Source organism: Burkholderia sp. 4M9327F10, assembly GCF_005503145.1.
Lineage (GTDB): Bacteria > Pseudomonadota > Gammaproteobacteria > Burkholderiales > Burkholderiaceae > Paraburkholderia.
Genome location: NZ_SCNV01000081.1, coordinates 20063 through 30985, shown reverse-complemented (window position 1 = coordinate 30985; position 10923 = coordinate 20063). Strand labels below are relative to the sequence as shown.

Genomic DNA, 10923 nt, shown 5'->3' with positions numbered 1-10923 from the left:
CCAGAATAATTGCTTAACTTGTACTGGTACAGGACGGGCTCTATTGTAGCGGCTGGAACGGCGCATGCGCGCTGCGTTGTGGTCCCCGAGTGATCCGAATGCCCGTTCCATCCTCACTACCACGAGTAAGGGAGCCTCTTATGAAGCATCACGATCAGGTCGCCGACGCCTTCGGCTCGACTGCTGCGTCGTATTTGACGAGTCACGTGCACGCCACCGGCGCCGATCTGCAAACGCTGGCGTCGTCGATCGCAGCCACTCCCGGTGCGACGGTGCTCGACATGGGATGCGGCGCGGGTCACGCGAGCTTCGCCGCCGCCCAGCATGCGCACGCCGTGGTGGCCTACGACATCGCCCCGCAGATGCTCGCTACGGTCGCCGCGGCCGCCAAAGAGCGGGGTCTCGACAACATCCGCACCCAGCAGGGGGCGGCGGAAACCCTGCCGTTCGACGACGCGTCGTTCGATTGGGTCATCAGCCGGATGAGCGCGCACCACTGGCACGATGTGCCGAAGGCGCTCGCCGAAGTGCGTCGTGTGCTGAAGCCGGGCGGCCGGGTGTTGTTCATCGATATCGCCGGTATCGATCATCCGCTGCTCGACACGCATATCCAGGCGGTCGAAGTGCTGCGCGATGCCTCGCATATCCGCGACTACCGCGCCGACGAGTGGCTGGCCTATTTCACCGCAGCAGGCTTCAGGGCGACGATCCGCGAACGCTGGCGCCTGCCGATCGAGTTCGCCTCGTGGGTGGCGCGCATGCGCACGCCGGAGCCGCGCGTGGTGGCGATCCGCTCGCTGTGGACGAGCGCGCCCGATGAAGTGCGTCAGTATTTCGACGTGCAGGAGGACGGCTCGTTCAAGCTCGATGCGTTGATGATCGAGGCGAACTGAGGCGCGTCCTCGCTGTCACACCTGCCTCAACCGGTATTGCGCAGACCCGCCGCAATCCCGTTGATCGTCAGGTGAATCCCGCGCCGCAACCGGGCGTTGGTATCGCCGGCGCGGTGGCGCTTGAGCAGTTCCACCTGCAAGTGATTGAGCGGATCGAGATACGGGAAGCGGTTCTTGATCGAGCGCGCCAGCAGCGGATTGTCCGCGAGCCGCTCGCTCTTGCCGGTGATCTCGGACAGCACTTTCGACGTGCGTTCCCACTCCGCCACGATGCGCTCGAACACGTGCTTGCGCAGCTTCTTGTCGCTCACGAGCGCCGCGTAGCGCGAGGCCACCGCCAGGTCGGTCTTTGCCAGCACCATGTCCATGTTCGACAGCAGGTTCGAGAAGAACGGCCAGGTCTTGTGCATCTTCTTGAGCAGCGCGAGGCGGCGCGTGCGCTCGGCGTCCGAAGGCGCGCTGTCCAGATGGGCGGCCACGGCGCTGCCGAAGCCATACCAGCCGGTCAGCAGCAGGCGGCACTGGCCCCACGAGAAGCCCCAGGGAATCGCCCGCAGATCTTCGATCTTGCGCTGCTTCGGATCCTGCAGCTTGCGCGAGGCCGGACGGCTGCCGATGTTCAGTTCGGCGATCTCCGAAATCGGCGTCGACTCGAAGAAATACTCCTTGAAGCCCGGCGTTTCGTAGACCAGCGCGCGGTACGACACCATCGCGGCGTCGGACAATTGCTGCATGGTCTCTTCGAAGGCCGGCAACTGCGCGGGCGAGTGGCTGTGCGGCAGCAGCGAGGCTTCGAGCGTGGCGGCAACCACGGTCTCGAGATTGCGCCGGCCGATTTCGGGATTGCCGAACTTGCTGGCAATCACTTCGCCCTGTTCGGTCAGGCGAATCTGGCCGTCCACGGTGCCCGGCGGTTGCGACAGGATGGCCTGATAGGTCGGGCCGCCGCCGCGCCCCACTGTGCCTCCGCGGCCATGGAACAGCCGCAGCGTCACACCGCGTTCGTTGAAGAGCGACACCAGCGCCAGTTCGGCGCGGTACAGCTCCCAGTTCGAGGTCAGGAAGCCGCCGTCCTTGTTGCTGTCCGAATAGCCGAGCATGACTTCCTGCTCGCCGCCTTGATGCTCGATCAGCGAATCGACGCCCGGCAGCGCGATCAGGTCGCGCATGATGTGCGGCGCGTTTTGCAGGTCGGGGATCGTCTCGAACAGCGGGATCACCATCAGGCCGGCCTTGGCCGGGTTATGCGGGTCGCCGAGGAGACCTTGCAGCAGCCCGGTTTCCTTTTGCAGCAGCATCACTTCCACCAGGTCGCTGACGGTTTCGGTGTGCGAGATGATGTAATTGCGCACGGCGCGCGGGCCGAACTTTTCGCGCGTCACCCGGGCGGCTTCGAGCACGCCCAGCTCGCTCTTCACCAGATCCGAGTACTCGAGATATGCAGAGCGCAACAGGCGCGGCTGCGCGAGTTCGGTTAGCAGCACGCGCAGTTTGTCGGCTTCGGGCAGCGCCGCGTAGTCGGCTTCCACGCCGGCGCGCTTGAGCAATTCGGCGATTACCGCTTCGTGGATGTCCGAGCTTTGCCGCAAGTCGATGCTGGCAAGGTGGAAGCCAAACACTTCGGCAGCGCGTGCGAGCGGCGACAGACGCGGGCTCGCCAGCGAGGCGCCGTGGTGCTCGGCGAGCGAATCGATCAGCACGTGCAGGTCGCGCACGAACGCGTCGGCGTCCTCGTAGGGCTGCGCCCGTACCGGAGCCGCGCCGCGGCCGGCGCTGCGCAACGGCACCGCGCCTTCGCCCAGACGCACCCGCGAGCTTGCCGCAAGGCGCGTGTAGATGCCGATCAGCGCGCGGCGGTACGGTTCGTCGACGCGGTGCGGCGACTGGTCCGGCGAGGCCGCCGCCAGTTCCTTCAGCGCATCGCTCGCGCCTGTCAGCAGGTTCGACACCGATAGCTCGGCGCCGAGCTTGTGCACCTGCTCCAGGTAATGCTCGAAGATCACCGCGGCCTGGCGCGTGATGGCTTCTTCGAGCGTGGCGGCCGTGACGTTCGGATTGCCGTCGCGGTCGCCGCCAATCCAGCTCCCCATCTGGAAGAACGCCGGCAGGCGGGCATCGAGACCATGCTCGGCGAGCGCGGCTTCGATGTCGGCATACATGGCCGGGATTTCTTCGAGGAAGGTGGCGCGGTAGTACGACAGCGCATTCTCGATCTCGTCGGCCACGGTCAGGCGCGAGTCGCGCAGCATCCGCGTTTGCCACAGCGAGGTGACGCGGGCCCGCAGCATGGCCTCGTTGTGGGCGCGCTCGCGCTCGGTCAGCGGCTGGTCGCGCTCGGCAAGCAGCCGCGCGATGTCGTGCTGCGCATCCAGAATGCTCTTGCGCTGCACTTCCGTGGGGTGGGCCGTCAGCACCGGGACGATCAGCGCGTCGTTGAAGAACTGCTGCAGGACCGGCGTGGCGGCCGCGTTGGCCTCCATCAGCCGTTCCAGCGCATGGGCGATCGTGCCGGCCTGCGAAGCCGAACCGGCCAGCGCGTGAATCCGGTGGCGGCGGTTGCGGTGGCGGTCTTCAGCGATGTTCGCCAGATGCGAAAAATAGCTGAACGCCCGCACCACGCTCACGGTCTGCTCGGGGCTCAACGAACGCAGCTTCTTGTCGAGCGTCTGCGCGGCGCTGCTGTCGTCTTCGCGGCGAAAGCGCACGGCCGTCTGACGAATTGTCTCGACCACGTCGAACACGGCGTCGCCTTCCTGCTCGCGCACCACGTCGCCGAGCAGGCGGCCCAGATAGCGGATGTCCTGGAAGAGCGGCTGGTCCTTGTCTTCGCGCGTGCGGCTGCCGGCCTTCGGCGCGGGCGCCGGCGCGTCTTTCGACACCTCATGCAGGAGCGTGGCGGCTGTGCCGTTGCTGGCCGGCTTGCTCGCGTCGGGCTGGGTCTTCGGTGTCTTGCCGGCTTTCACGGCTTGCGTCTGGCTGGCGGCTTTATCGGCCTTCCCGGCCTTGGTGGACTTGCCCGCTTTCACGGCTTGTGCAGCCTTGGCGGGGCGGTCGGCGTCGCGTTTGGACAGGGCGCTGGACGTGGCCGGTGCGGTAGGAGCGACTACGGGCGCACCCGCAGAACCGTTGAGCGATGCAGTGTTGCGGCGGGCAGGGCGCGCCGATCCGGAAGACGTCACGATGGGTTTCCTCAGGGAAGCCAGGGTCTATTGAGAGATGAACTGCTACTACACGAACTACGCATGAACTGCGATGAACTTCGGAACTGCGGAAACTTCGGTCACTGCGAGAGCGGCAATAAACGCTGCAGGGCGCACGCGGGAGAGGAACGGCCCTTGGTGCTGTTACACGGCGCACCGCGTTGCATCATCCCGCATGACGCCTTCCAGCGCGCGAACGATCGTGCGCGAACGGCGGCATAGCGATGGCCTGAGGCCGGCGCTGAACCCGGAAGCGGGCCCGTCTCCTCCAGCAGCGGCGCGCCAGTGCGGCCATCGGACCGCTATAGGACCGCTATCGGGCCACTAAGGCGAGGCAAGGGCGCGTGCTAACATTGTTTGTTATTACCCCCGTCATCCAGTGACCTTGCAATGAACTCCGAGACGCTTTCGGCGCCACCGCCCTCTACCCTGGTCATCGCTTCGCGGGAAAGCCGCCTCGCGATGTGGCAGGCAGAGCACGTGCGATGTGCGCTGCACAAATTATATCCATCTTGCGACGTAAAAATCCTCGGGATGACGACACGTGGCGATCAAATTCTCGATCGCACCTTATCGAAGGTCGGCGGCAAGGGTCTGTTTGTGAAGGAGCTGGAGAGCGCGCTGGCCGATGGCCGTGCCGATCTCGCCGTGCATTCGCTCAAAGATGTGCCGATGGAGCTGCCGCCCGGTTTCGAGCTGTCCACCATCATGGAGCGCGAAGACCCGCGCGATGCATTCGTTTCGAACGCGTACGACTCGCTCGCGGCACTCCCCGCGGGCAGCGTGGTCGGCACCTCCAGCCTGCGCCGCGAGGCGATGCTGCGCATGCGCTATCCGCAGCTTGTCGTGCAACCGTTGCGCGGCAACCTCGATACGCGTCTCGCCAAGCTCGACCGCGGCGATTATGCGGCCATCATTCTGGCCGCTGCGGGCCTGAAACGCCTCGGTCTGGGCGAGCGCATCCGCAGCCTGCTCGACCCCGAAGACAGCTTGCCGGCTGCAGGGCAGGGCGCGCTTGGCATCGAGATTCGCGCCGGGCGGCCTGAACTCGCGGCATGGCTCGCGCCGCTGCATCATGAACATACCGCTGCGGCGGTCGAGGCTGAACGGATGGTCTCTCGCGCGCTCGGCGGCAGTTGCGAAGTGCCGCTCGCGGCGTATGCCACGTGGCACGACGGCGCGCTGCATCTGCGCGGTATGGTCGCGACGCCCGACGGCCAGCAGGTCTTGAGCGCCCAGGCTTCGGCCCCGGCGCCGACTGTCGAACGCGCGCTGCAACTGGGCCGCGAGGTGGCGCATGCACTCGAAAGCCAGGGTGCCCTTGAAATCGTCCGTGCCCTCAGCACGGCGAGCGGCCCGGCGACTGACGCGTGATGGCAGAGCAGGCCGGCGTCAACTCATCCCTCAACCCGCCGGGCAAGGCGCGGTATACGGTTGTCATCACGCGTCCAGCGGGACAGGCGGCCCCGCTCGCGACGCAGCTCGCCGCTGCCGGCATTGCCACGCTTGAGTTTCCGCTGATCGATATCGCACCGGCCGAGGATCCGGGCCCGTTGCGCTCGGCCCTCGGCGCGCTTGAGCGTTACGCGCTGGTGGTGTTCGTCTCGCCCAACGCGATCGACCACGCCTTCGGCCAGTTCGGCTCGATCTGGCCGCATGCGCTGCCGGTCGGCGTGGTGGGGCCGGGCAGCGTGGCGGCGTTGGCGCGTCACGGCGTCGACGTGCCGGCGTATCGCGTGATCAGCCCGTCAACCGGGGTGGACGACGAGTCGGCGCGCTTCGACTCCGAGGGCCTGTTCGCCGCGATCGACGCCTCGCTCGACGTGGCCTCGCTCGCAGGCAAGCGCGTGCTGATCGTGCGCGGTGACGGCGGCCGTGAGTGGCTGGCCGATCGCCTGCGCGAAGCGGGCGTCGAAGTGGAGGCCGTGGCGGCCTACCGGCGGCTTGTGCCGGAGCCGTCTATCGGCGCCTGGACGCGCGTGCACGAACTGCTGGCAGGCGAGCCGCATGCATGGCTCGTCACCAGTTCTGAAGCCGTGCGCAACCTGGATGAACTTGCGCGCGAGCATCTGAACGCGGACGAAATTGCGCAACTGAAGCACGCCACGCTCGTCGCGCCGCACCCACGTATCGCGCAGACCGCGCGGGGACTGGGTTTTGATAGCATTACGGTGTCCGGTGCGGGCGATGAGCGCATTGCCCATACCTTGCTTCTAGCCGTACCTCCCGTTGTTCAACCGGTACCGACCAACCCGGCTCACTCACGCATGACTGAAACGAACGCATCCACGAACGCTTCACCCCAGCCGGCTGCAACCGCTGCGTTGCCGCCCAATCCCCCCTTCACGCCCTACGAAGCGCAACAGCGCCGCAGTGCGGGCGGACCGCTGCTGTGGTTGGTCGTCGTGATCGTTGCCTGTGCTGCCACGGCGGGCGGCATCGCGCTCAATCGCAAGGTGATCCGTCTCGATCAGCAGTTGACGCAACGTCAGCAGGCCAACGATGCGCAAACCGCCGAACTGCGCGTGCGGACCGATCAGGCCGTGGCGACGGTGCACGATATCGATTCGCAGATGTCGCAGCTCGAAGGCAAGCTGGCCGACGCGCAGCAAACCGAGCAGGCGCTGCAGCAGCAGTACGCGGACCTCGCGCGCAATCGCGACGACTGGACGCTCGCCGAAGTGGGGCAGATGCTTTCGAGCGCGAGCCAGCAGTTGCAACTGACGGGCAACACGCAGCTCGCGCTGTTCGCGCTGCAAAGCGCCGACACGCGCCTCGCGGCGTCCGATAGCGCGCAGGCGGTGGCGGTGCGCAAGGCGATTGCGCAGGATATCGACAAGCTGAAGTCCGCGCCGTCGACCGATCTCACCGGGCTCGCCATCAAGCTCGACAATGCAATCGATCAGGTCGATTCGCTGCCGCTCGACGGCGAAGCGCTGATCGCCCACACCGTACCGCATGCCACGCCGCCTGCCGATACCGCCAAGGTTGCCGCAGCCACCGGCGAGCCGCGCTGGAAGGTGTGGTGGCAGGAGTTTTCCACCGGCATCGGCCAGCAGTTGACGAGCCTCGTGCAGGTGCGCCGCATCGACAATGCCGATGCGATGCTGGTCACCCCGGATCAGGGCTACTTCCTGCGGGAGAATCTGAAGCTGCGTTTGCTGTCGGCGCGTCTCGCGCTGCTCGCGCGTAACCAGACCACGCTGAAGTCCGACCTGCACGCGGCCGACGCGGCGCTCGCCCGCTACTTCGACAACGCATCCAAACGCACGCAAACCGTGCGCGAACTCGTCAAGGACGTGGATACCGGTTCGGCGGCGGTGGAAGTGCCGAACCTGAATACGAGCCTGCAGGCCGTCAATCAATACCGAAGCCGGGGTTAATCATGGCGATCCGGGGACTCCTGTGGTTGGCGTTGCTGTTTGTCATCGCGGTGGCATTGGCGACGGTGGGGCGCTTCGATACGGGGCAGGTGCTGCTGGTCTATCCGCCGTACCGGGTGGATGTGTCGCTGAACCTGTTCGTGGTGGCGCTGGTGGTGCTGTTCATCGTGGTGTACGCGTTGTTGCGCATCGTGCGCAACATTTGGCGCATGCCGCAGCGGGTGGCCGCTTACCGGGCCCGCTCGCGGGTGGCGAAGGCGCACTCGGCGCTGCGCGATGCAATCGGCAATCTGTATGCCGGACGTTTCTCGCGCGCTGAAAAAGCGGCCCGCGACGCGCTCGCCAACGGCGACAACAAGGGCGCGGCGGGGCTGGTCGCGGCCACCGCGGCGCACCGCATGCACGAGTACGCACGGCGCGACGAATGGCTTGCGCAGATCGATGAGCCCGACTGGCAGGACGCGCGTCTGATGGCGACCGCCGACATGCGCGCCGACGGCCGCGACGCCGACGGCGCACTGGCCGCCTTGACGGAGATGCAGTCGCAAGGCGGGCGGCGGATTCATGCGCAGCAGATCATGTTGCGCGCGCAGCAGCAGTTGAAAAACTGGAGCGAAGTGCTCAAGCTCGTCAAGACGCTGGAAAAGCGCGAGGCGCTTCACCCGGCCGTGGCGGTGCGTCTGCGCCAGCTTGCGGCTGAGAACCTGCTGCGCGACCGGCGCCACAATGCAGATGCGCTGCTGGAATTGTGGCATTCGCTCTCGCCTACGGAGCGGCACTCGCCGCGCCTTGCCGATCTCGCGGCTGAATTGCTGGTGGCGCTCGGCCGTCCGCAGGACGCGCGCAAGATCGTCGAGGAGGCGCTGGCGCAGAACTGGGACGCACGCCTGCTGCGCCGCTACCCGGACACCGCCGGCGGCGATGCCTTGCCGCTGATCCAGAAGGCCGAAGCCTGGCAGAAGGACCGTCCGGACGACGCCGATCTGATGTTCACGCTGGGCCGCCTGTGCCTGCATCAGCAACTGTGGGGCAAGGCGCAGTCGTTCCTCGAGAATGCACTCAAGCTGGCCGACAACGAGACGCTGAAGATCCGTTCGCATCGTGCGCTCGCGCGTCTGCACGAGCAGCTAGGCGATGCCGAAAAGGCGAGCCAGCACTACCGGGAAAGTGCGCTGGCCATGAATATCGTCTGAGCGGCCGGCGTCTCTATTTGTTCACGAGTTTGGCCGGTACGGAAAGCGCAAGCAGCCCACCCAGCAGCATGAACGCCGCCAGCATATACATGCCGGAATCGTTCGCCGCGGTGGCCTGCTTGAGCCAGCCCACCGCATAGGGGCTCAGAAAGCCGGCCAGATTGCCGATCGAATTGATCATGGCAATTCCCGCCGCCGCGCCGGTGCCGGCCAGAAACGCTGTGGGCAGGCTCCAGAACAGCGGTAGCGTAGTGAGAATACCCATGGTGGCGAGCGTGAGCGACGCCATCGCCAGCAGCGTGTCATGCGCCCACACCACGGACAGCACCAGGCCGATCGCCCCCGCCAGCGCCGGCAGCGCGATATGCCAGCGCCGTTCGCGCTTGCGGTCCGCGCTGCGTGCCACCAGCACCATTCCCACCACCGCCGCGGCAAACGGGATCGCCGAAAGCAGGCCGATCATGAACGCATCGGTCACGCCGGTGGCCTTGATGATGGTCGGCAGCCAGAAGCTCACGCCGTACAGCCCCATCACGAACGAGAAATAGATCAGGCTCATCAGCCAGACGCGCGGGCTCGCGAGCACCTGGCGGATCGGCAGGTCATGCTTGGCGGCGTCTTCGGTGGAGATATTGCTTTCCAGCAGTTGCCGCTCTTGCGGCGTGAGCCACCTGGCCTTGGCGATGCGGTCGTCGAGCACGATGAACACCAGAATGCCCACCACGACGGACGGAATGCCTTCGAGCAAAAACAGCCACTGCCAGCCATGCCAGCCGTTGGCGCCGTTGAAGGTCTTCAGGATGTAGCCTGACACCGGTCCGCCGATGACGCCGGACAGCGCTATGGCAGTCATGAACCAGGTGGTCATGCGGCCACGCCGGTGCGCCGGGTACCAGTAGGTCAGATACAGGATGATGCCGGGAAAGAAGCCCGCTTCGGCGAGGCCGAGCAGAAAGCGCATCGCGTAGAACATGGCGGGCGTGGTGACGAACATCGTCAGCATGGAGATCACGCCCCACGACACCATGATCCGCGCAATCCATACCCGCGCGCCGACCTTGTGCAGGATCACGTTACTGGGGATTTCAAAGATGAAGTAACCCAGGAAGAAGATGCCGGCGCCAAAGCCGTAGACCGCATCGCTCAGGTTGAGGTCCGTGGTCATCTGCAGCTTGGCGAAGCCGACATTGACGCGATCGAGGTAGGCCACCACGTAGCACAGCATCAGGAGCGGCGTGAGCCGCCACGCGACCTTGCGGTAAGTCGCTTCCTCGAAGGTGGAAGGCGGCGCACCCGCGCCGGGATGGTGAAGCGGATTTGCAGGACTGCCCATCGTGGTGTCTCCTCGTTTTATTGTGGAATCGGGTGCTGCTGGGGGTTGCCAGGGGTTGCCAGTTGCTGCTTGGGGGGGCCAGGCGCTGCCAGATTGCGCCAAGGTTTTGCCTGGTTTGGTCACTTCGAATGCCCGCCGCCTACACGCAGCGTCCGCCGTCTACCTCCAGGCACACGCCCGTGATGAACTCCGCCTCGTCCGAGGCCAGATAGAGACAGGCGTTGGCGACGTCCTGCGGGGTCGAGAGACGGCCGAGCGGAATTCCGGCGAGAAAGCGCTTGCGGTTTTCCGGCGTGTCTTCGACGCCCATGAACTCGGACAGCAAGCCGGTCTCGCCCATCACCGGGTTGACGCAGTTCACGCGGATGCGCTCGGGTCCCAGCTCGGCAGCGAGCGCCTTGCTGGCGACGATCACCGCGCCCTTGCTGCCGTTGTACCAGACGAGGCCGGGCCGCGGCCGCACACCTGCCGTCGAGGCGATGTTGATGAACACCCCGCCGCCTTGCTCGCGGAAGTACGGCACGAAAGCCTGCACGCTCCAGTAGAGGCTTTTCACGTTGACCGCGTAGACCCGGTCGAATTCGGCCTCCGTTACCTCGAGCACGGGCTTGTTGCGATGCGTGGTGCCGGCGTTGTTGACCACCACCTGGACGCTGCCGAAGTCCTCCAGCGCGGCTTCGCGCAGGCGGGTCCAGTCGTCGCTGCGGGTAACGTCGCCGGTCACCGCGATCGCCTTGCCGCCGGCCAGCGCGATTTCACTCGCAACGCGCTCGGCCGCCGGGCCGTTCAGATCGTTCACCACGACGTTGGCGCCTTCGCGCGCGTAGGTTTTGGCAATGCCTTCGCCGAAACCCGAGCCTCCACCCGTGACGATGGCTGTTTTACCTGTCAAGCGCATGCTGTCTCCTTTGTTTAGGTTAT

Annotated in this window: 7 protein-coding genes; 4 read left to right on the top strand and 3 right to left on the bottom strand. The window is 65.9% G+C overall.

The features are described 5' to 3' along the window. Positions 1-140: 140 nt before the first annotated feature. On the top strand, positions 141-893 hold the full coding sequence (locus FFS45_RS37835; RefSeq protein WP_137959748.1) for a class I SAM-dependent methyltransferase: 753 nt from the start codon (positions 141-143) through the stop codon (positions 891-893). A gap of 26 nt (positions 894-919) precedes the next feature. Here FFS45_RS37835 and ppc read toward each other — a convergent pair whose 3' ends face one another. After that, positions 920-4072: a phosphoenolpyruvate carboxylase gene (ppc, locus tag FFS45_RS37830; protein ID WP_137959747.1), complete on the bottom strand. Its 3153-nt coding sequence runs from the start codon at positions 4070-4072 to the stop codon at positions 920-922. Between the two features lie 411 nt (positions 4073-4483). On the opposite strand from ppc, the gene hemC reads away from it, so the two are divergent. From hemC to FFS45_RS37815, 3 genes are read left to right on the top strand one after another with little or no spacing between them, the layout of a single operon-like run. After that, positions 4484-5467, top strand: coding sequence for a hydroxymethylbilane synthase (gene hemC / locus FFS45_RS37825; protein ID WP_137959746.1), 984 nt, complete (start codon positions 4484-4486; stop codon positions 5465-5467). After that, positions 5467-7476: a fused uroporphyrinogen-III synthase HemD/membrane protein HemX gene (gene hemDX, locus FFS45_RS37820; protein WP_137959749.1), complete on the top strand. Its 2010-nt coding sequence runs from the start codon at positions 5467-5469 to the stop codon at positions 7474-7476. The genes hemC and hemDX overlap by 1 nt, the downstream gene beginning before the upstream one ends. Before the next feature lie 2 nt (positions 7477-7478). Continuing rightward, positions 7479-8669, top strand: a complete 1191-nt coding sequence (locus FFS45_RS37815) for a heme biosynthesis protein HemY (RefSeq protein WP_137959745.1) — start codon at positions 7479-7481, stop codon at positions 8667-8669. A 13-nt stretch (positions 8670-8682) separates the two neighbouring features. Here FFS45_RS37815 and FFS45_RS37810 read toward each other — a convergent pair whose 3' ends face one another. Continuing rightward, positions 8683-10002 carry an MFS transporter gene (locus FFS45_RS37810; protein WP_137959744.1) on the bottom strand — a complete coding sequence of 440 codons (1320 nt, stop codon included), beginning with the start codon at positions 10000-10002 and terminating at the stop codon, positions 8683-8685. Positions 10003-10141: 139 nt separating this feature from the next. Further along, positions 10142-10900 carry an SDR family oxidoreductase gene (locus FFS45_RS37805; RefSeq protein ID WP_137959743.1) on the bottom strand — a complete coding sequence of 253 codons (759 nt, stop codon included), beginning with the start codon at positions 10898-10900 and terminating at the stop codon, positions 10142-10144. Between the last annotated feature and the right edge of the window lie 23 nt (positions 10901-10923).